The organism is Actinoplanes nipponensis (assembly GCF_016862275.1).
Lineage (GTDB): Bacteria > Actinomycetota > Actinomycetes > Mycobacteriales > Micromonosporaceae > Actinoplanes > Actinoplanes nipponensis.
In genome coordinates, this window is record NZ_BOMQ01000026.1 from 281044 (window position 1) to 300877 (window position 19834).

Genomic DNA, 19834 nt, shown 5'->3' on the forward strand with positions numbered 1-19834 from the left:
AGGCGCGCGGGCGGGCCGGTCAGCCGGGGGTGCGACGCTGGCGCAGATACGCCAGCACGGCCTCGCGGGTCGTGCGTACCCCGAACAGCGCCCGCGCCTCCGCGATCCGCCGGTTCGCCGTGCGCAGCGACAGGAACTCCGCCGCCGCGGCCGCCGCGATCGTGTCGCCCGCCGCCAGCCGGTCCAGCAGGGCCCGCTGCTCGGGCACCAGCTCCGCCACCGTGTCGCCCGGTTCGGCCGGGGCCGGCTGCCCGCCCGGGCCGAGCTGCACCGCGCCCAGCCGGCTCAGGTCGTCGATCAGGGCCCGGCCCACCAGCGAGTCCGCGTCGCAGACGGCCACGATGCCGGCGCCGCGGGCCGCCGCCAGGACCGCCAGCTGCAGGTTCTCCCGGTCGACGACGCGGCCGTGCAGCACCAGCCGGGCGTTCGTGACGTCCCAGGCCGGGTCGGGCAGCGCGAAGCCCTCCCGGACGGTCCAGCCGTCGCGGGTCAGGCGGCGGACCACGGTGTCGGCGTCGGCGCCGGACGCGACGACGTGGCGAGGGGCGTCCGGCTGCCGGGTCACCGGCCCTCCTCCCGATCGGGCCGGCCGGCGGGCGGACCCGCCGCCTCGATCTGGGTCAGCGCCAGGGCCGCCGCCTCGGTCCGGGTCCGCGCGCCCAGCTTGCGCATCCCGGCCCGGATGTGGGTGTCCACGGTCTCGGCCGAGATGCCCAGCTGCCCGGCGATGCGCCGGGTGGGTTCGCCCGCGGCGACCAGGCGCAGCACGTCGGTCTCGCGCCGGGTCAGCCGGTCGCCCGAGCGCGGGCTGCGGGTGTCGCGGTGCACGTGGTGGCGGCGCAGGCCCCGGCGGGCCCGGCCGGCCAGCACGACCAGCCCGGCGGTGTCGGCCAGATGCTCGGCCTCCAGCAGCGCGGCCACGGCCCGGTCGGCGTCGGTGTCGTGCAGGCCGGCCGCCAGCAGGCAGCGGATCTGCTCGCGCAGGGCGATCCCGGCCCAGGCCTGCGCGGCCGCGGTGAAACCGGTGCCGGTGGCCCAGGCGGTCAACGTGCGCCGGGCCGCGTTCGGCAGCCCCGCCGGGATCACCGGGGCCGGCGCGTCCAGCTCGAACGCCGACGCGAACGCGGCCCGGGCCGCGGCGCCGGTGTCGTAGGCCGCCCACCGGGCGGTGATGTGCCCGAGGCCGGTGAGCAGGCCCACGGCGGGGGTGTCCGGCGGCTGGGTCGCCCGGTCCGGCTGCCCGTCGAGCCAGGCGGCCTCACGGGCCACCCAGGCGGTCGCCGGGTGCCCGTCGGGACCGGCCAGCCGGGCCCGGGCCGCGGCCAGCAGCCCGGTGTCCGCCTCGATCAGGGCGGTCGCGGCGACGGCGTAGCCACGCGCGTCGGCCGGCAACGCCCGGTCGGTCAGATCAGCGGCCCGCCGCACCGCACGGTCGGCGGCATCGCGGGCCATGTCACCCGCTGCCGGCCCCGGGCCGGAACCGGCCGGGTCACCCGCCGGCCCCGGGCCGGAAACGGCCGGGTCACCCGCCGACGTCGGGCCACCCCACGCGCCGGCCGGGACAAAACCGGCCTGCGCGCCCATCCCCGCGGACCCGGCAACGGCGGACCCGCCGGTCCGGGCCGAAGCGACCTGACCGCCAACGCCGGCGATCCCGACCTGACCGCCAACGCCGCCGGTCCCGGCCGGACCGACCTGACCGCCAACGCCGCCGGTCCCGGCCGGACCGACCTGACCGCCAACCCCGCCGGTCCCGGCCGGACCGACCTGAGCACCAACGCCCGCGCCGGCACCACCCGCGGCCCCGAACAGGCTGCCCTGCAACACCTCGGCCCAGTCGGCCACCGCCAGGAACCGGGTCTGCCAGCTGTACGCCAGATCAGCCGCGCAAGCCCCCGCCGCCTCCCGCGCCGCCCCCGCCGCCTCCCGCAGCCGTCCATCGGCCGCCAAATGCTCCACCAGCAGCCACGCGCTCCAGCGCCCGGTCAGCGGATCACCGGCGCCCTGGGCCGCCGCGGCCGCCAGCGCCGTGTCCCACCCCGGCATCCGGTGCGCCGCGCGGACCGCCGCCAGCGCCGCGGCCACCCCGGGCGGCGGCGCCGGGTAGCGAGCCGAGACCTTCTCGGCCAGGTCCCGGGCGCCGGCCGGGTCGGTGGCCAGCTCGGCCAGCACGAGGATCCGGTCGCGGGCGGCCACGACCGTACCGGCCGCCGCGTCCGGCACCGGGCGGACCGCCGCCCGGGCCCCCTCGGGGTCGCCGGCCTGCAGCAGCGCTTCGCCGCGCAGCACGTCCGCCTCGACGCCGAGCGGCCCGGTCGTGGCCAGCACCCGGGCCGCCGGGCGGGGGCGGCCCGCGGCCAGCAGCGCGTCGGCCGCCGCGATCCGCACCCGCGGGTCGACGGTGACGCCGGGCAGCTCGCACGCGAACTGCAGCAGCTCGGCGCGGTCGCCGCCGGTGACGCGGTCGGCGGCGGTCAGCGCCCGGCGGTACGCCGCCGGATGGTCGCCGGCCGCGGCCAGGTGCCGGGCGGCCTCCGGGTCGGGGGTCAGCTCGGCCAGCGCGCGGTGCAGGTCGGTGCGGGCGGCCGCGTCGAGCAGGCCGGCGGCGGTCTCGGCGAAGTACGCCGACACCGGCGCCAGCCCGGCCGGGTCCTCGGTGACCAGCCCGGCGGCGCGCAGCTCGTCGGCGCCGGGCCCGAGCAGCGCCGCCGGGGCGGGGCGGCCCAGCAGGCCCAGCGCGGCCAGCGCGGTGCGGGCCGTGCGGGGCAGATCGGCCAGGGCGGTGGCCAGCGCGTACGCGACCTGGTCGAGGTCGGTGTCGGGGGTGCCGCGGCCCGCGCCCGCCTGCCGGGCCAGCGCGGTGATCGCGAGGGGGTTGCCCCCGGCCCGCTCCACGACGGCGCTCAGCGCGGCGTCGCCGAGCTGCCCGCCCGCGCGTCGGGCCAGCTCCCGGGCGAGCTCCGGGCTCAGCGGCGGCACGTCGAGCCAGGCCGTCGCGGCCGCGCGCAGCGCCGCCACGGTGTCGTCGCCCAGCCGGTGCGGGGTGCGCAGCGCGACCACCACCCGCACGTGCGCGGCCAGGTGCGGCAGCGCGGCCAGGGTCGCCGGGTCGGCGTACTGCAGGTCGTCCAGGACCAGCAGGCCGCTGCGGACCCGGGAGCGCACGGCCTCGGCCAGCAGCGGCACGTCGTGGGCGGGCAGGCGGGCCTTGAGGGCCCGTGACAGCGCGAGCGCCGGCACGGCGGCCAGCATCGCCAGGCCGCCGCCGGCGTGCACCGGGCCGGGCGCGGCGGCGGCGACGCGGCGCAGCAGCGTGGACCGGCCGGCTCCGGGGGCGCCGGTGAGCACGACCAGGCCGGGACGGCGCAGGTGCGCGGCGGCGAGCCCGGCCAGGTCCTGCTGTGCCACCCGCATCCCCCGTTTCCTGTTCGGCCCGCCGTTCGTGCCCGGGTGGCACGAACACGGGATCTGCGCGGCCCCGCGGTTCCGTAGTCTGTGGTGCGGCAGGCGTCCAGCCCTGCCCGCGAACGGGAAGGATGGCGACTGTGTCTCCGACGTCGGCCGCAGTCCGTACATTCTCCCTGACGGTGTGCTCGGCTGACGAGTCATGACCGTCGGACCCCTCTCCGCCCGCGTGGCGACCCTGTGTGACGAGGTGGTCGCCCGGGTCGGTCCCGAGGCCGGTGGCCAGGCACTTCAGGTGCGGGACCGGCTGTCCGAGCCGTTACGGGTGGCCATCGCCGGGCGATTGAAAGCCGGAAAGTCGACACTCGTCAACGCCCTGATCGGCCGCCGGGTCGCGCCCACGGCTGTCGGCGAGTGCACCCGGGTGGTCACCCGGTTCCGGTACGGGCCGGCCGACCGCGTCGACGTGGTGCTGCGCGACGGTTCCCGGGCGAGCCTGCCGCTGGCCGACGACGGCATGATTCCGCAGCGTCTCGGGGTGCCGGCCGACCGGGTCGCCTATGTGGACGTCTCGCTCACCAGCGACAAACTGCGCGATCTGACCGTGGTGGACACCCCGGGGCTGGCCTCGACCGACACCCGGGTCAGCGCCCGCGCCGCGGCCGAGCTGGGCGAGAGCACCGCGCCGTTCGACGCGGGCATCGACGCCGCCTCCGCCTCGGAGGTGGCCGCGGCCGAGGCGGTCGTCTACGTCTTCACCCAGGCGGTGCGGGCCGACGACGTGCGGGCCCTGGAGGCGTTCCGGACGGCGTCGGCCCGGCTGGCCAGCAGCCCGATCAACGCGCTGGGCGTGTTCGGCAAGGTCGACACCCTGGTCGGCGGGGCCGGGGATCCGTGGCCGGTCGCCGGGCCGCTGGCCGAGCAGCAGGGGCTGCTGCTGGCCCGTACGGTCTCCGAGGTCGTGCCCGTGGTCGCGCTGCTGGCCGAGACCGGCGAGGCCGGCCGGCTGACCGCGGCCGACTGCGCCGCCCTGCGGGAGCTGTCCGGGCTGCCCGCCGCCGAGCTGCGGCTGCTGCTGGCCTCCGGTGACCTGTTCCGCAGCCGGCCGGCCCCGGTCAGCGCGCAGCGCCGGGAGCGGCTGCTGGGCCTGCTCGACCTGTACGGCATCGGCTTCGCCCTGGCCGAGCTGGCCGCCGACCCGCGGCTGGGCACCGGCGAGCTGGTGCGCCGGCTGGTCGGCGCCTCCGGCTTCCCGCGGCTGCGCGACACCCTGGAGCACACGCTGCGCTGGCGGGCCGACGCCATCAAGGCCGGCTGGGCGTTGTCGCGGCTGGAACGCCTGGCCGGGCACACCAGCGACGTCCGCGACCGGGAGGCGCTGCGCGAGGCGATCGAACGGCTGCTGCGCGAGCCCGCCTACCACCGGCTGCGCCTGCTGGAGGTGGCCCAGCGGGTCACCACCGGCGTGGTGGCGCTGCCGCTGGCCTGGGAGCAGGAGCTGACCCGCCTGGCGACCTCCGACGACGCCCGCTGGATCCTGCGCCTGCCGCACGCCGACGGCCCGCAGCTGGCGGCCGCGGCGGTCGAGGCCGCGCACCGGTGGCGGGTGTACGCGGTGGCCGGCGCCGGCCCGGCGCAGTCGCGGGTGGCGCAGGTCGCCCACCGCGGCTTCCACCTGCTGGCCCAGGCCATCCGCGAGCAGTCCACCCGGCCGGCGCCGGACACCGCGACCCGGCTCCGCCCGAGCCCGGCCGGACCGGCCGCGACCGGCCCGGGGTGGACGCCGTGAGCCTGGCCAAGGACCTCGACGTCGCCGTACGCGACGCCCTGGCCGCCGTGCGCGCCGCCGACCCCGACGCCGGGGCCGAGCTGGCCGAGTTGCGCCGCGCGCAGCTCACCCGGCCCTCGGTGGTGCTGGTCGGCGAGACCAAGCGGGGCAAGAGCTCGCTGCTCAACGCGCTGCTGGGCGTGCCGGGTCTGTCGCCGGTCGACGCCGCCGTGGCCACCGCCACCTACCTGCACTTCTCCCCCGGCCCGGCGGCGGCCGCGGCCTACGTGCCCGGCGCGGGCGAGCCGGTCGACCTGGATCCGGCCGACCTGGCCGCCTGGGCCACCGGCCGCGGCGGGCCCGGCGGCCGCGCGCCGCGCCGCATCGAGGTCACCCATCCCGCGCCGCTGCTGCAGTACGTCAGCCTGCTGGACACCCCCGGCGTCGGCGGGCTCGACCCGGCCCACGCCACGGTGGCGCTGGACGCGGTGGAGCGGGCCACCGCGCTGCTGTTCGTGGCCGACGCCTCCGCGCCGCTGTCGCAGCCCGAGCTGGAGTTCCTGGTCGCCGCCAGCGCCCGGGTCGACGCCGTGGTGTTCGCCCTGACCAAGGTCGACGCCTTCGCGGGGTGGCGGCGCATCGCCGACGACAACCGGGCGCTGCTGCGGGCCCGGGCGCCGCGCTTCGCCGACGCGCCGTGGTTCCCGGTCTCGGCGCGGCTGGCCGAGCTGGCCCGCGGCGTGCCCGCCGGGGAGCAGGCCGCGCTGGTCGACGCCTCGCGTATCGCCGAGCTGCAGCACGCCCTGGTCGAGCTGGCCGGGCGCGGCCACCAGCTGCAGCTGGCCAACGTGCTGCGGGCCGCGCGCGGGGAGCTGGCCCGGCTGGAGGACGCCGCGGCGGCCCGGGTGCGGGCCAGCGAGGCCGACCCGGCGCAGGTGGCGCGGGCCCGGTCCGCCCGGTCGGCGCTGGCGGCCCGGAAACGCACCGAGTCGCGGCAGTGGACGCTGCTGCTGAGCACCGAGACGCAGCGGGCCCGGGTGGAGGTCGTCGGGCTGCTGCGGACCCGGATCGCGGCGGTGCAGCAGGACTTCGGGGCCCGCATCGACGCGGCCCGGGGCGCGGCGCTGGACGCGCTGCCCGACCAGCTCGACACCGAGCTGCAGGCGGTCGCCGTCCGGCTCTCCGACGACCTGCAGGCCACGTTCCGGCAGGTCGGTGAGCGCATCCTGGCCCAGGTCTTCGACGCCGAGGAGCTGGCCGGGGTGCTGGACCGGCTCAACGCGACGCTGCGGCACGCGCTGTCGGGCGCCCCGCCGCGCGACGGGGCGGGCGACAACGTGCTGGTCGCGTTGTCGGCCGGGGGGATCGCCTTCATGGCCGGGCGCGGGGCGGTGTTCGGCGCGTCGCTGTTCGGGGTGGGCTCCGCGGTCGCCGGCGGGCTGCTGATCCCGGTGGCCGGGCTGGGGCTGGGGCTGGCCGCGGGCGGGTACGTGCTGTACCGCCGCCGGGTGCAGAGCGACCGCCAGCAGGCCCGGGCCTGGCTGCGCGAGGTGCTCGGCGAGGCCCGCGCGGCGCTGTCCGACGAGATCTCGTACCGCTTCACCGACCTGCAGTACGCGCTGAGCGTGGCGGTCGACGACGCGGTGGAGCGGCGGCTGCGCGAGCTGGACGCGCACATCGCCGACATCGACGCGGCCGCGGCCTCCGACGCCGCGGGCCGGGCGCAGCGGCGCAGCCGGGCGACCGCGGAGCTGGCCGCGGCCCGGGCCCAGATCAGGCAGGCCGACGAGGTTCTCACCCGGGCGCGTGCGCTGGCGCCCGCCGCCGACGAGCAGGAGATGGCATGAGCGACGAGCACGGCTGGCCGGACTTCTCCCACCCGGAGGGCCACGACGACCCCGGCGACCAGCACGACGCGGGGGTGCCCGACGAGCCGGCGGACGCGGCCGACAGCCCGTTCCACGACGACCTGTTCGGCCACGACGACGACCCGGCCGGCCTGCACGGCGACGCGCACGGCTTCGACGACTTCGACGCCGACGCCGACGGCGGGCACGAACCGCAGGACGCCGCCGGGGCCGGCTGGGACGACGATTTCGAGCCGGGCACCGGCCACGACGACGCGGACGCGCACACCGTGCTGGACGTGACCGACGGGCACGGCATGGGCCCGGTCGGCGCCGACCCGGACGCGGCGCCCGACCTGGAGCAGGTCTCGCTGTTCCCGCCGGTGGTCGACGTGGGTCCGCTGCCGGAGCCGGTGGACGGCTTCCCGTGGATCGACACCGGCAGCCTCGGGCTGTACCACGCGGGCCCGCTCGACGCGGCACCCGCCGAGCCGGTGCCGGTGCAGGAGCTGGCCGACTACGCCGGCGAGGAGCTGGCGCCCGGGGTGGATCCGTGGGCCGCGCTGGCCGATTCCGAGGACCCGGCCACCAGCGCCCTGGCCCGCTGGTGGCATCCGCAGGGCTGAGCCCGCGGCGCGTGGTACCGCGAAACGACTCCGAGGTGGCATCATCAGCGCGCCGTCCCCCCGCGATGCCCTGGAGCCACCCTGATGACCGCCACCACCGTCCCGGTCAGCAGCCGGCGTGAACGCACCGGCTGGTACTTCTACGACTGGGCCAACTCGGCCTTCTCCACCACCGTCATCACGGTGTTCCTGGGCCCGTTCCTGACCAGCGTCACCGAGCAGGCCGCCGGGTGCGGCCTCGGCGCCGACGACTGCGACCTGCGGGTGCATCCGTTGGGCATCAGCGTCGCGGCCGGGTCCTACTTCCCGTACCTGGTGTCGCTGTCGGTGCTGCTGACGGTGTTCGTGCTGCCGGTGATGGGCGCGATCGCCGACCGGGCCGCGCGCAAGAAGCCGCTGCTGGCCGCGACGGCGTTCCTGGGCGCCGGGGCGACGGTGGCGATGGCCTTCGTGACCGGGCAGCGGTATCTGCTGGGCGGGCTGCTGTTCATCGTGGCCAACATCGCGTTCGGCGCGTCCGTGGTGGTCTACAACTCGTTCCTGCCGCGGCTGGCCGGCCCGGACGAGCGGGACAAGGTGTCCAGCCGCGGCTGGGCGCTGGGTTATCTCGGCGGCGGGTTGCTGCTGCTGCTCAACCTGGTCGTGGTGACCTGGCTGAGCGTCGAGGGCGACGACGGGCGCACCCTGGACCTGGCCCGCTGGTGCATCGTGTCGGCCGGGGTGTGGTGGGGGGTGTTCACGCTGGTGCCGTTGCGGTGGCTGCGTGAGCATCCCGGCGCGGAGGCCGGCGCGGCGCGCGGCAACGTGCTCACCGACGGGTTCCGCCAGCTCGGCCGGACCCTGCGCAGCCTGCGGGCGTACCCGTTGACGTTGTTCTTCCTGGTCGCGTTCCTGATCTACAACGACGGCATCCAGACGGTCATCTCGCTGGCCAGCCAGTTCGGCACCGAGGAGCTGGGCCTGGAGCAGAGCGCGCTGATCGTGACGATCCTGATCGTGCAGTTCCTGGCGTTCGGCGGGGCGCTGCTGCTGGGCGCGGTGGCCACGCGCATCGGCGCCCGCAAGACGGTGCTGATCGCGCTGGCGGGCTGGCTCGCGGTGATCCTGGCCGCGTTCCGGCTGCCGGCCGGCGAGCCGGTGCCGTTCATGCTGCTGGGGGTGGCCATCGGCCTGGTCATGGGCGGCAGCCAGGCGCTGAGCCGCTCGCTGTTCAGCCAGCTGATCCCGGACGGCCGCGAGGGCGAGTACTACGGCTTCTACGAGATCAGCGACAAGGGCACCAGCTGGCTGGGGCCGCTGGCGTTCGGGCTGGTGTTCCAGCTGACCAACAGTTACCGCATCGGGCTGGTGTCGCTGGTGGTGTTCTTCATCGTCGGTGGCATCCTGCTGGCGATGGTGCCGATGCGCCGGGCCATCGTCGCGGCCGGCAACACCCCGCCGCGGCTGCTCTGAACGACACCCCGGGGGCCCGGATGGACATCGTGATCGACGCGGACTCGGCGGTGCCGCCGTACGAGCAGGTGCGGCTGCGCATCGCCGAGCTGGCCGCCGGCGGCGCGCTGGCGGCCGGGGCGAAGCTGCCGCCGGTGCGGCAGCTCGCCGCGCGGCTGGGCCTGGCCGCGAACACCGTGGCCCGCGCCTACCGGGAACTGGAGCAGGCCGGGCTGGTGCAGACCCGGGGCCGGGCCGGGACGGTGGTCACCGCCCGGGCCGCCGGCACGCCGGCCGAGGCGCAGCGGGCGGCGCAACGGTACGCCGAGCAGGTCACCGCGTTGGGTCTCACTCCGCAGGCCGCGCTGGAGCTGGTCCGCGCCGCCCTGGGGCCGGCGGACTGAGCCGGGCCGCGTCACCGGCCGGCCGGCCGCGCAGCACCAGGATGTGCCACAGGTGTTTCACCAGCTGCCGCTGTTCGGGCGTCGACGCGGCGCGGGCGGCGGGTCCCAGCGCCGCCGCGTCGACCAGGTCCGGGCCCAGCGCGCGGGCCAGCTCGGCGGCCTCGGCGCCGCGCAGGTCGGCGGGGAACTCGGCGGCGGGCAGCACGAAACCGGGGTGGTAGCGCACCGGCGCCACCGCGGCCAGCAGCGCGACGGTGGGCGTGGCGGCGAAGCTGGGGTCGGCCACCACGGCCTCGACGTCGCGGGCCAGGTCGAGCCCGCCGTGGATCTGCGCCTCGACGTAGTCGTCCATCGCCCGCCCGGGCTGCGGGCGGGCGAGGCCGAGCTGCGCGGCCCACGCCGGCGGGCTGTCGGCGGCCAGCCCGAGCGCCGATCCGGTCCGCGTGACCTGCTCGAGCAGCGCCGCCCAGATGCCGCCGAAGGTGTCCGCGGTGCCGACCACCGTGGGTTCGGTGACGCTGTCGCCGTGGCTGAACGTGGCCCGCCGCAGCACGTGCGGGCGCAGCACCAGAAAGCAGCTGCCGAAGCGCGGCGCCGCCCCGTCGGCGTGCCCGGCCAGGTCGAGCCCGCCGTAGACGGGCCGGCCGGTGATCTGCTCGGGCGGGTACGCGCCGGCGAACAGGCGCCGCTCCCAGCGTTCCCGGTCCCCGCCGGGATACCCGGTGAGCCCGCCGTTGGAGATGCCGGTCTCGAACTGGCTGCGGTACACCCCGTCGCCGGCCAGGTGCTCGGCGACGCTGCGCCCGTCGGCCAGCGGCCGGTCCGGGTGGAAGTGGACGGTGATCCGGGCCCCGGGCACGGTCAGCGCGCCGGGGGCGCCGAGCCCCCGCACGTGCGCCACGGCCCGTTGCGCCGGGTCGCTCACTTCGGTTCGAGGACGTTGGTGGCCAGCAGCACCAGCAGCACCGCGCCCAGCACCAGCCGGTAGCCGATGAAGATGCTGTAGGAGTGCCGGGCGATGAACTTGAGCAGCCAGGACACCGCGAACCAGCCGACGACGAAGCTGACCAGGGTGGCCACGATGGTCGGCAGCCAGCCCACGCCGCCGTTGTCGGCGGAGATGTTGTCGTACTCGGTGACCGTCTGCAGCACGCTGGCGGCCAGCAGCGCCGGGATGCTCAGGAAGAACGACAGCTTGGTGACCGTCACCCGGTCGAAGTCGCGCAGCAGGCCGGCGGACATGGTAGCGCCCGAGCGCGACACGCCGGGGATCAGCGACAGGCACTGCACCACCCCGATGATCAGGGTGTCCTTCCAGGTGACGTCGGGTTCGTGGCGGACCTGGGTGGCGGCGTGGTCGGCGAAGGCCATCACCCCGCTCCACAGGATCAGCGCGCCGGCGACGAACCACAGGCTGCGCAGGGTGGATTCGATGGTGTCCTGGAACAGCAGCCCGACGATGCCGATCGGGATGGAGCCGAGGATGACCGCCCAGCCGAACCGGTAGTCGGGGTCGTCGCGCTTGCCGGCGTTCAGCAGGCCCCGGAACCAGCTGGTGACGATCCGGATGAGGTCCTGGCGCAGGAAGATGACGGTGGCGATGACCGCGCCGGACTGGATGATCGCGGTGAACGCGGTGATGTCCGGCGCGTCGATCTGGTAGCCCAGCAGCTTCTCCACGATCGTCAGGTGTCCGGTGCTGGAGATCGGGAGGAACTCGGTGAAACCCTCCACCGCACCCAGCAGGACTGCCTCAAAAATGTTCAACCCGACCTCGTCCCTTGAACCGCACGGCGACCGCGGTCGAGGATAGGGGGTCGCTCACCCACCGCTGCGCCGGACCCGGGCCGCGGCGAGGGTGTACGCGGGGTCCCGGTCCAGGTTGTGCCGGTCGCGGTCGTAGCGGCGGGTGGTGCGCGGGTCGGCGTGTCCCATCGCGTCCTGCACGTCCTCCAGCGGCACGCCCTCGGCGCGGGCGGTGGTGGCGAAGGCGTGCCGCAGCGAGTGCGGCGACAGCCGCGCCCAGCCGGCGATGCCGGCGTCGCGGGCCAACCGGCGCACGAGCCGGAAGACGGCGTGCCGGTCCAGGCGGGCCCCGGTGGCGGTGACCAGCAGCGGCCCGTCGAGCCGGTCGGCGCTGGTGGCCTCGGCGGCGGCCCGCTGCGCCAGGTAGGCGTCCAGCGCGGCGCCCGCGTACGGGGTCAGGGCCCGGCGGCGGGGTTTGCCGCCCTTGCCGGTGAACCGCACGCTGCGGTGCCCGCGTTCGACGCCGACGTCGGCGACGTCGAGGCCGACCAGCTCACCGACGCGCAGCCCCAGGTCGGCCAGCAGCGCGACGGCGGCGCGGTGCCGCACGGCGGCGGGCCCGGTGTCGGCCTCGGCCGCGGCCAGCAGCGCGTCGACCTCGTCCGGGGACAGCCCGACGGTGGCGGAGTGGTCCCGCGAGACCGGGGGCCGGTCGGCCCCTCCGACGGGGTTGGCCTCGACGGCGCGCAGCTTGGTCAGGAAGTCGTACCAGCTGGACAGCCCGGACAGTTTGCGGGCGACGGTGGCCGGGGCCAGCGAGCGGGCCTCCAGGCCGCGGGCGTACGCGTTGACGTCCAGGAACGAGGCCCGCAGCGGGTCCAGCTCACGGGCGGCGCACCAGGCCAGCCAGGCCGCGACGTCGCGGCGGTACGCGTCGCGGGTGTGCGCCGACAGCCGCCGGTTGGCCAGCCACGCCTCGGTGACCTGCTCGGCGCTGCCGCCGACGGCGACCGTGCCACCGGGCTGCCGGGGGATCAGCGTCGACATGGGTCCCATCGTGTCAGCTCGACCGCACCCGGCCGTCCGCGACATGCCAGGCGCGGGTGTGCCCGACCGCGGCGGCGAAGTACCGGTCGTGGGTGACGGTCACCAGCGTCCCCCGGTACGCGCGCAGCGCCTCCTCCACGACATCCAGGGCGTCCAGGTCCAGGAAGTTGGTGGGCTCGTCGAGCAGCAGGATCCGCGCCGGGCTGTTGACCAGGACGGCCAGCAGCAGCCGGCGCAGTTCCCCGGCGGACAGGCTGCGCAGCGGGACGTCCCACTGGTCGGGGCCGAACTGGTGGCCGGCGAGCAGCCGTTCGGCGTCCTCGGCGTAGACCGGCACCCGGGAACGGAAGAAGTCCACGACCGTGGTGGCGGTGCGCAGCCCGTCGGAGGTCTGCGGCAGCACCGCGGCGCCGGCCCCGGCCCGCTCGGCCAGCGCCCGCAGCAGGGTGGTCTTGCCGGCGCCGTTGCGCCCGGTGACCAGGATCCGGTCGCCGCGGCGCACGTCGAGCTCGACGCCGTCGAGCAGCCTCCGGTCGCCGAGCTCGACCGTCAGGTCGTGCACGGCCAGCACCGTGCCGGGCTCGGTGTCCTGGTCGGCGGGGAACGCCAGGGTCAGCGGCGGACGGGTCCGCGGTTCGGCGACCCACCGGGCCGACTGCATCTGCCGGCGCAGCCGCCGCTCGCGGACCTTGGCCTTCCGGGCGACCTTCCTGGCGATGCGGCGCAGGTGCGGCGCCTCGACCCCGGACCGCACGGTGGTCTCCACCCCGCGGGCCTGCCGCTTGGTCAGCTCGATGTCCTGTTCCCAGCGGATCCGGTCCTTCTCCTGGGCCTCGTAGTCCAGCAGCAGCCGCTGCCAGCGGCGGTTCTTCTCCTGCCGGTAGCCGGTGTAGCCGCAGCCGGGGTAGTCCTGCGGCTGGTCGTGGATGCCGTCCAGCTCGATGACGTGGGTGACGGTGGCGTCCAGGAACGCCCGGTCGTGGCTGACGGCCAGCACGCCGCCGGGGAAGCCGCGCAGCCAGTCGCCCAGCCAGGCGGCGCCCTCGGCGTCGAGGTGGTTGGTCGGCTCGTCGAGCAGCAGCAGCCCGGGCGCGTCGAGCAGGGCCCGGGCCAGCAGCAGCCGGGCCTGCTCGCCGCCGCTGACCTCGCGCAGGCGCAGCCCGTCGGGCAGGTGGTCGATGTCGAGGCGCTGGCGGATCTCGCGCAGCCGGCTCTCGCCGGTCCAGCCCTCCAGCACGGTCCAGCGTTCCTGGGCCCGGCCGTACTCGTCGAGCACGTCGGCGCCGCCCGCGAGGGCCTGCTCGAGCTCCCGCAGCCGGGCGGTGACCGCGGCCAGCTCACCCAGCCCGGCGGTCAGGAAGTCGCCGACGGTGCCCTGCGGGTCGGCGACCTGCTGCGGCACGTAGCCGATGCGGGCGCCGGGGGCCCGGGTCACCGTGCCGGCGGTGGGTGGCAGGTCGCCGGCCAGGACCCGCAGCAGGGTCGTCTTGCCGGCCCCGTTGGGCCCGACGACGCCGACGCGGTCGCCCGGGCGCAGGATCAGGTCGAGACCGGCGAACAGCAGCTCGCCGTCGTGGGCGCGGCCGAGTGCGGCGGCTTTCAGCAAGGAGCCCTCCAGGCAGGGATACCGACAGGTACGGCGACCCGCGCGCGTCCGGGCGGGACGGCGCGTCCACGGGTCGGGTCGGTATCACACGGAGGTGACGGCTCCTCGGGCTCGGCGGCAGGTCTCGGGGTCCACTCTGGCGCGGCCGGCCGGCCGGCGCAACCGGATTCGGCGTGCCGGCCCGGTCGGCCTCGCGGTCGCCGGCGGGTCAGGCGGCGTAGGCCACCGACCGGTGCATGCCCTGCACGTCGGTCACGGCCAGCCGCGTCGCCATCGTGCTGCGCGCGGCGATCTGCGCCGCGTACGCCGCCCGGCGGCGGGCCACGCAACCGTCGTTCTTGGCCGCGCCGGCGTCCTGCTGCTCCATGTGCGTGCTCAGCCCGTCCCGCAGCAGGGCCAGGGCCTCGGTGCGCAGCTGCGACACCCGCGACTCGGTGACGCCCAGCTCCGCGGCCACCTCGGCCAGCGGCCGCTCCTGCAGGAACGACGCCTCGACCACGAACCGCAGCCGCTCCGGCAGCACCGCCACCGCGTCGTGCAGGTAGCCGATGCGCTCGCGGTGCAGCAGCGTCTCCTCCGGGTTCATCGAGTCCTCGGTGACCATGTCCTCGGCCGCGCCGGCGGTGAAGCCCTGCAGCGACAGCACCGCGGCGCGCTGCACGTCGTCGTCGACGTGGGCCAGCTCGCTGACGCCGACGCCCAGCAGCGCGGCCAGCTCCGCCGGGCTGGGCGTGCGGCCCAGCTGCGCGGTCAACTCCTGGCGGGCCACGTCGGCGCGACGGGCCCGGGCCCGCACCGAACGGCTGGCCCAGTCCATGCTGCGCAGCTCGTCCAGCAGCGCGCCCCGGACCCGCACGGCGGCGAACCGGCCGAACGGGATGCCCCGGCCCGGGTCGAACGACTGCGCCGCGGTCACCAGGGCGGCGTACCCGGCCGAGGCGAGATCGTCGCGGTGCACGTGCGCGGGGACCTTGAACAACATCTCGCGGACGAGGTGACCCACCAGCGGCATGTTCTCGCGGATCAGCTGCTCCAGCTCGCGGCTGACGGTCTTCGTCGTGGCTGCGGACATCGTGTGTTCCCCCTCGTGTCTGTCGCCCGGCGACGGCTCACCGGCTGACAGGGGGAACTTTTCGTGGCGCAGGGTGCAGACAACGGTCATGCACGGTTGCTGGTTGGTTGCACCGGGAAAAAGGCTAAGGTCCGCCCGAGCCCGCTGCGGGCCCGGCCAGAAGGGCTCAGGCCAGCAGCCAACCGTTGTCGACAGCCAGCCGGACCGCCTCGGCCCGGGTCCGCGCCCCGGTCTTGCCGATCGCCGAGGACAGATGGTTGCGCACCGTGCCCTCCGACAGGTGCAGCTCCCGGGCGATGTCGGCCACCGTGCCGCCGTCACGGGCCGCGCGCAGCACGTCGCACTCCCGCTCGGTCAGCGGCGAGTCGCCGTGCGCCAACGACTGCGCCGCCAGCGCCGGGTCGACCACCCGCAACCCCTGATGCACCCGCCGCACCACGTCGGCGAGCTGCCGCGCCGGGGTGTCCTTGACCACGAACCCGCCCGCACCGGCCGCCATCGCCTGCCGCAGATACCCGGCCCGCCCGAACGTGGTCACCATCAGCACCCGGCAACCCGGCACGGCCGCGCGCAACTCCCGCGCCGCCGCCACCCCGTCCATGCCCGGCATCTCCACGTCCAGCAGCGCCACGTCCACCCCGTGGCGGCGGACCGCGTCGACCACCTCGTCGCCGCGGCCCACCTCGGCCACCACGGCCAGGTCCGGCTCCATGCCCAACAGCGCCGCCATCGCCCCGCGCACCAGCGCCTGATCGTCGGCCAGCAGCAGGCGGATCACGACGCCACCTCCACCCGTACCAGGAAACCCGGCCGGTCCGGCCGGCGCCCGACCGTCAGCGTCGCACCCGCCGAGTCCGCCCGGCGGCGCAGCCCCCGCAGGCCCTGCCCGTCCACCGCCGGCACGCCGTCGCCCGGCCCGTCGTCGACGATCTCCACGCTGTCGGGCGCCAGCCGGACCTCGCAGTGCGCCGCCCGGCTGTGCCGCACCACGTTGGTGACCGCCTCCCGGATCGTCCAGGCGAACAACTCCCGATGCCGCGTCGGCACCGCGTCGGTGGCCCCCGGCAACTCCGCACACACGTGGGCCGCCGCCAGCGCCGCCCGCGCCGCCGCGATCTCCCCCGGCAACGAGATGCCCCGCACCCCCAGCGCCGTCGCCCGCACGTCCGACAACGCGTCCCGGGCCAGCGCCTCCAGGTCACGCAGCTCGGCCCGGGCCCGGCCCACATCCACGTCCAGCAGCCGCTGCGCCAGCTCCGCCTTCACCGTCACCACCGTCAGCGAATGCCCCAGGATGTCGTGCAGATCCGCGGCGATCCGCGCCCGCTCGTCGGCCACCGCCCGGTCGGCCAGCTCCCGCTGGGTCAACTCCTCCAACTCCCGCTGCGCCGCCTGCAGCCGGTCCTGGCGCTCCGCCGCCAACCGGATCCCGCCGCTGGCCGCCGAGCCGAGCAACACCGCCAGGCCGTACCCCTGGTCGTCCCAGCCCGGCACCCGCCACGCCAACACCTCGGCCAGCACCAGCAGCGCCGCCGCGAACGGCACCGCCTGACGCCACGGCAACCCGATCATCGCCGATCCCGCCACGTACACCAGACACGTCAGCGCATGCACCCCCGCGCCCGGCACCTGCAACGCCGCCAACCCCAGCAACGCCAGCAGCACCACCCACAGCAGCACCGTCGCCCGCCGCGGCCCCAGACCGTGCCGGATCGCGCTCAGCCACCCGACCAGCATCATGTACAGGGCCGCGAACCCGGCCAGGGCGACCAGCCCGACGTCCTGACGCCAGCCCGCCGGCGCCGCCAGCAGCGCCTTGAGGTTCTCGCTGAGGTAGACCAACCACACCCCGGCGAAGACCCACCCGAACCGCTGGCCGCGCCGCTCCACCCCGCCCATGGCCGAGACGCTACCGCCCACTCAGACCCGCGCCGTGTCCCGCCGGAAGCGCCACATCGCGCCCGCGGCGAACAACGCCGTCCACACCACCACGTTCAGCGCCGCCACCCACAAGTTGCCGTCCCGGGTCAGCGGGTACCGGGCGATCTCCCCCACCCCGTACACCGGCGTGAACTGCGCGATCGTGGCGAACGTGTGCCCCATCTGATCCAGCGGCACGAACAACCCGCCCGCGAACGCCAGCACCGCCAGCACCGGCCCCAGGATCTGCATCACGTTCTCACTCGGCAGCAGATAGCCCATGAACAGCCCGAACGCGGCGAACACGAGCGCGCACACCCAGGCCAGCAACCCACACGCCACCCACGCCGAGGCCGGCAACTGCGCACCCGACACCGCGCCCACCGCGAACGCCACCAGCACCGACACCGCCCCGATGACCATCGCCAGCACCAGCTTCACCGCGATGTACGCCGCCGGCCGCAACGGCGTCAGCCGCAACTGCCGGCTCCACCCCGCCGCCCGCTCGATCGACACCATCGCCCCGCCGCTGGTGGTGGACAGCATCGCCCCGTACACGGCCATGCTCACCAGGATGAGACCGGTCACGTTGCCGCCGCCGACCCGCTCGGTGCGCGCCGCCGCGTTCGTGCCGAACAACAGGAAGAACGCCGCCGGCAGCACCACGGTGAAGATCACCGTGCGCTTGTTGCGGACCATCCGCCGCAACTCCAGGCCGATCATCGCGAACGTGAAGCCGCCGAACCGCGGCAGGTTCCGGGTCACCGGCATACTCATCGTGCGCTCCCCACTACGGTCTCGTCACCGGTCAGAGCCAGGAACGCCTGCTCCAGGTTCCGGGAGGTGATCTCCAGGTCCCGGGCGGCGGTCTCGCTCAGCAGATACCGCGCCACCTGATCGGTGTCGCGCGCATGCACGTACACGGAGTCACCCCGCACCTCCACCGACTCCACCCCCGGCAACCCCCGCAGCGCCGCCTCATCGGCGCCGGGCAGCGTCGCCCGGACCGTGCGCCCCGACGCCAGCGCCTTGACCTCGGCCGCCGTGCCGTCGGCCACGACCCGGCCCCGACGCACGAAGACCACCCGGTCGGCGTACGCGTCGGCCTCCTCCAGGTAGTGGGTGGCGAAGATGACGGTACGGCCACCACGCGCGTCCTCACGGATGGCCGACCAGAAGTCGTGCCGCCCGCCGACATCCATCCCCGTGGTCGGCTCGTCCAGGATCAACAGCTCCGGATCCGGCAGCAACGCCATCGCGAACCGCAGCCGCTGCTGCTGGCCCCCCGAACACTTACCCACCAACCGCGAGCCGATATCGGCGATCCCGGCCCGCCGCAACGCCCGCCCGACGTCGTCGCGGCCGCGGCCGAACAACACCGCCGTCAACCGTACGGTCTCCTCCACCGTGTAGTCCTTCAACAACCCGCCGGTCTGCAGCACCGCCGACACCAGGCCCAGCGCCACCGCCTCCTGCGGCGGCCGCCCGTACACCCGGACCGTGCCGTGCGTCGGCGCCGACAACCCCAGCAACATGTCGATCGTGCTCGTCTTGCCCGCCCCGTTCGGACCCAGCAGGGCGACCACCTCCCCCGGACGGATCCGCAGGCTGATGTCGTCCACCGCGGTGACAGCCCCGAAACGCTTGACCACCCCCGCCAGATCGACGGCGAGCTGGCCGGGCCCCCGGACCGCGGCCTCAGGTGACGCAGTAACAGTCATGACCCCATCCTGGGCGCCCCCGGCGCCACCCGGGTGGGCCACGCGTCACGCCCACCCCATGACATCCGTCAGGGCCGCATCGGATGATCGGCCCTCCCCCGGCCCCGGCCGACAGGTCCACACTGGAACCCGCTTGTCGTCCCACGGGGGGAAAACATGAGAAGACTGCTCACTGCCCTGCTCACCGCTCCGCTCGCCGCCACGCTCGCCACCGGCACCCCGGCCACCCCGGCCGCCGCCACGGCCCGGCAATACACCGTCACCGACCTCGGCACCCTCGGCGGCCTGTCCACCGAGGTCTACGACCTCAACGACAAGGGCGTCGCCGTCGGGCGCAGCCTCACCGCCGACGGCGAACTGCACGCCTTCTCCTGGAAGAAGGGCAGAATCACCGACCTCGGAACCCTGCCCGGCGGGCACTACGCCGAGGCGCACGGCATCAACGAGGACGGCGTGATCGCCGGCACCGCCCTCAACGCCGCCGGCGAGTACCGCGCGGTGATCTGGCGCCACGGCCGGATCACCGACCTCGGCCAGGGCCGCAGCATCGGCTGGGACGTCAACGACCACGGCCAGGTCCTCGTCTCCCGGGTCGACCAGACCGGAGCCCAGAGCAGCCGCCTGATCTGGCAGAACGGCACGGTCACCGAACTCGGCCCGGAGAACACCTACGCCACCACCGTCGGCAAAATCAACAACGAGGCGAAGGTGCTCATGCTCTTCCGCGACCAGCCCGGCGGCCAGCCCTACCTCGGCTACCAGCAGTACGGCTCCACCAGCGGCTTCGGCCCGATCGGCGGCACCGGCACCAACTACCCCAACGACATCGCCAACACCGGCATCATCGCCGCCTACTCCACCGACGACCAGGGCCACACCCGCCCGGCCACCTACCCACTCGGCCCCGTCGACCTGGGCACCCTCGGCGGCCCCAACGGCAACGCCACAGCCGTCAACGACAACGGCGTCTTCGCCGGCCTCGCCGACGCCGCCGACGGCACCAGCCGGCCCGTGCTGTGGAAGAACCGCCAGATCATCGACCTGACCACCCGCGGACTCACCGTCGACGAGATGCCGGTCGGGATCAACAACCGGGGGCAGATGATCGCCGCGGTCAACTACCGCGCCGCGTTCATCAGCTGAGCGCCGTCGCTGCCGGGTCACCGCTTGGCGAGGGTGGCGGCGCAGCGGCTGCCGGGCGACGCTGGTCCGGTGGGCGGCGTGATCGCTGCCGGAGGCGG

General features: G+C 75.7%; 17 protein-coding genes. 6 read left to right on the plus strand and 11 right to left on the minus strand.

The genetic code is table 11. The annotated features are described in order from the left end of the window. Positions 1–19: 19 nt before the first annotated feature. Entirely contained in the window at positions 20–565 is a 546-nt protein-coding gene (locus tag Ani05nite_RS11255) for a LuxR family transcriptional regulator (protein WP_203767544.1), read from the minus strand. After that, the gene (locus tag Ani05nite_RS11260) at positions 562–3414 is read right to left on the minus strand and encodes a LuxR C-terminal-related transcriptional regulator (protein ID WP_203767547.1); all 2853 of its coding nucleotides are present in this window, start codon (positions 3412–3414) and stop codon (positions 562–564) included. The genes Ani05nite_RS11255 and Ani05nite_RS11260 overlap by 4 nt, the downstream gene beginning before the upstream one ends. 193 nt (positions 3415–3607) lie before the next feature. On the opposite strand from Ani05nite_RS11260, the gene Ani05nite_RS11265 reads away from it, so the two are divergent. The 5 genes from Ani05nite_RS11265 to Ani05nite_RS11285 all read left to right on the plus strand — a co-directional run bounded on the left by Ani05nite_RS11265 (position 3608) and on the right by Ani05nite_RS11285 (position 9481). Continuing rightward, positions 3608–5194, plus strand: coding sequence for a dynamin family protein (locus Ani05nite_RS11265; protein WP_203767550.1), 1587 nt, complete (start codon positions 3608–3610; stop codon positions 5192–5194). After that, entirely contained in the window at positions 5191–7020 is a 1830-nt protein-coding gene (locus tag Ani05nite_RS11270) for a dynamin family protein (protein WP_203767553.1), read from the plus strand. The genes Ani05nite_RS11265 and Ani05nite_RS11270 overlap by 4 nt, the downstream gene beginning before the upstream one ends. Beyond that, the gene (locus Ani05nite_RS11275) at positions 7017–7646 is read left to right on the plus strand and encodes a hypothetical protein (protein WP_203767555.1); all 630 of its coding nucleotides are present in this window, start codon (positions 7017–7019) and stop codon (positions 7644–7646) included. The genes Ani05nite_RS11270 and Ani05nite_RS11275 overlap by 4 nt, the downstream gene beginning before the upstream one ends. Before the next feature lie 84 nt (positions 7647–7730). Then, complete coding sequence (locus Ani05nite_RS11280; protein WP_203767556.1) at positions 7731–9098, plus strand: MFS transporter; 1368 nt, start codon at positions 7731–7733, stop codon at positions 9096–9098. Positions 9099–9118: 20 nt separating this feature from the next. Beyond that, positions 9119–9481, plus strand: a complete 363-nt coding sequence (locus Ani05nite_RS11285; RefSeq protein ID WP_203767558.1) for a GntR family transcriptional regulator — start codon at positions 9119–9121, stop codon at positions 9479–9481. Here the strand turns inward: Ani05nite_RS11285 and Ani05nite_RS11290 are convergent. The 9 genes from Ani05nite_RS11290 to Ani05nite_RS11330 all read right to left on the minus strand — a co-directional run bounded on the left by Ani05nite_RS11290 (position 9426) and on the right by Ani05nite_RS11330 (position 18593). Then, positions 9426–10406: a DUF3626 domain-containing protein gene (locus Ani05nite_RS11290; protein WP_203767560.1), complete on the minus strand. Its 981-nt coding sequence runs from the start codon at positions 10404–10406 to the stop codon at positions 9426–9428. The genes Ani05nite_RS11285 and Ani05nite_RS11290 overlap by 56 nt on opposite strands. Beyond that, positions 10403–11248 carry an undecaprenyl-diphosphate phosphatase gene (locus Ani05nite_RS11295; RefSeq protein WP_203767562.1) on the minus strand — a complete coding sequence of 282 codons (846 nt, stop codon included), beginning with the start codon at positions 11246–11248 and terminating at the stop codon, positions 10403–10405. Before Ani05nite_RS11295 ends, Ani05nite_RS11290 begins: the two co-directional genes overlap by 4 nt. A 54-nt stretch (positions 11249–11302) precedes the next feature. Next, positions 11303–12274: a tyrosine-type recombinase/integrase gene (locus tag Ani05nite_RS11300; protein WP_377880377.1), complete on the minus strand. Its 972-nt coding sequence runs from the start codon at positions 12272–12274 to the stop codon at positions 11303–11305. Between the two features lie 13 nt (positions 12275–12287). Next, positions 12288–13880 carry an ABC-F family ATP-binding cassette domain-containing protein gene (locus tag Ani05nite_RS11305; RefSeq protein ID WP_203767567.1) on the minus strand — a complete coding sequence of 531 codons (1593 nt, stop codon included), beginning with the start codon at positions 13878–13880 and terminating at the stop codon, positions 12288–12290. Between the two features lie 208 nt (positions 13881–14088). Beyond that, positions 14089–14952 (minus strand): sigma-70 family RNA polymerase sigma factor, encoded by an 864-nt coding sequence (locus Ani05nite_RS11310; RefSeq protein WP_203767569.1) that lies wholly within the window; start codon positions 14950–14952, stop codon positions 14089–14091. Positions 14953–15118: 166 nt separating this feature from the next. Beyond that, a complete protein-coding gene (locus Ani05nite_RS11315; RefSeq protein ID WP_203767571.1) occupies positions 15119–15730 on the minus strand; it encodes a response regulator transcription factor in 612 nt (203 codons plus the stop codon). After that, positions 15727–16851 carry a sensor histidine kinase gene (locus tag Ani05nite_RS11320; RefSeq protein ID WP_203767573.1) on the minus strand — a complete coding sequence of 375 codons (1125 nt, stop codon included), beginning with the start codon at positions 16849–16851 and terminating at the stop codon, positions 15727–15729. Before Ani05nite_RS11320 ends, Ani05nite_RS11315 begins: the two co-directional genes overlap by 4 nt. A gap of 21 nt (positions 16852–16872) precedes the next feature. Then, a complete protein-coding gene (locus tag Ani05nite_RS11325) occupies positions 16873–17649 on the minus strand; it encodes an ABC transporter permease (protein WP_239129676.1) in 777 nt (258 codons plus the stop codon). Next, the gene (locus Ani05nite_RS11330; RefSeq protein WP_203767575.1) at positions 17646–18593 is read right to left on the minus strand and encodes an ABC transporter ATP-binding protein; all 948 of its coding nucleotides are present in this window, start codon (positions 18591–18593) and stop codon (positions 17646–17648) included. Before Ani05nite_RS11330 ends, Ani05nite_RS11325 begins: the two co-directional genes overlap by 4 nt. 156 nt (positions 18594–18749) lie before the next feature. Here Ani05nite_RS11330 and Ani05nite_RS11335 point away from each other — a divergent pair, with 156 nt between their 5' ends. Next, positions 18750–19736 (plus strand): hypothetical protein, encoded by a 987-nt coding sequence (locus Ani05nite_RS11335; protein ID WP_203767576.1) that lies wholly within the window; start codon positions 18750–18752, stop codon positions 19734–19736. Positions 19737–19834 lie beyond the last annotated feature (98 nt).

Coding starts and splice junctions, on each gene's coding strand:
- Ani05nite_RS11260 (WP_203767547.1), bottom strand. CDS start 3,414: ATGCGGGTGGCACAGCAGGACCTGGCCGGGCTCGCCGCCGCGCACCTG.
- Ani05nite_RS11265 (WP_203767550.1), top strand. CDS start 3,608: ATGACCGTCGGACCCCTCTCCGCCCGCGTGGCGACCCTGTGTGACGAG.
- Ani05nite_RS11275 (WP_203767555.1), top strand. CDS start 7,017: ATGAGCGACGAGCACGGCTGGCCGGACTTCTCCCACCCGGAGGGCCAC.
- Ani05nite_RS11280 (WP_203767556.1), top strand. CDS start 7,731: ATGACCGCCACCACCGTCCCGGTCAGCAGCCGGCGTGAACGCACCGGC.
- Ani05nite_RS11285 (WP_203767558.1), top strand. CDS start 9,119: ATGGACATCGTGATCGACGCGGACTCGGCGGTGCCGCCGTACGAGCAG.
- Ani05nite_RS11300 (WP_377880377.1), bottom strand. CDS start 12,274: ATGTCGACGCTGATCCCCCGGCAGCCCGGTGGCACGGTCGCCGTCGGC.
- Ani05nite_RS11310 (WP_203767569.1), bottom strand. CDS start 14,952: ATGTCCGCAGCCACGACGAAGACCGTCAGCCGCGAGCTGGAGCAGCTG.
- Ani05nite_RS11320 (WP_203767573.1), bottom strand. CDS start 16,851: ATGGGCGGGGTGGAGCGGCGCGGCCAGCGGTTCGGGTGGGTCTTCGCC.
- Ani05nite_RS11325 (WP_239129676.1), bottom strand. CDS start 17,649: ATGAGTATGCCGGTGACCCGGAACCTGCCGCGGTTCGGCGGCTTCACG.
- Ani05nite_RS11330 (WP_203767575.1), bottom strand. CDS start 18,593: ATGACTGTTACTGCGTCACCTGAGGCCGCGGTCCGGGGGCCCGGCCAG.
- Ani05nite_RS11335 (WP_203767576.1), top strand. CDS start 18,750: ATGAGAAGACTGCTCACTGCCCTGCTCACCGCTCCGCTCGCCGCCACG.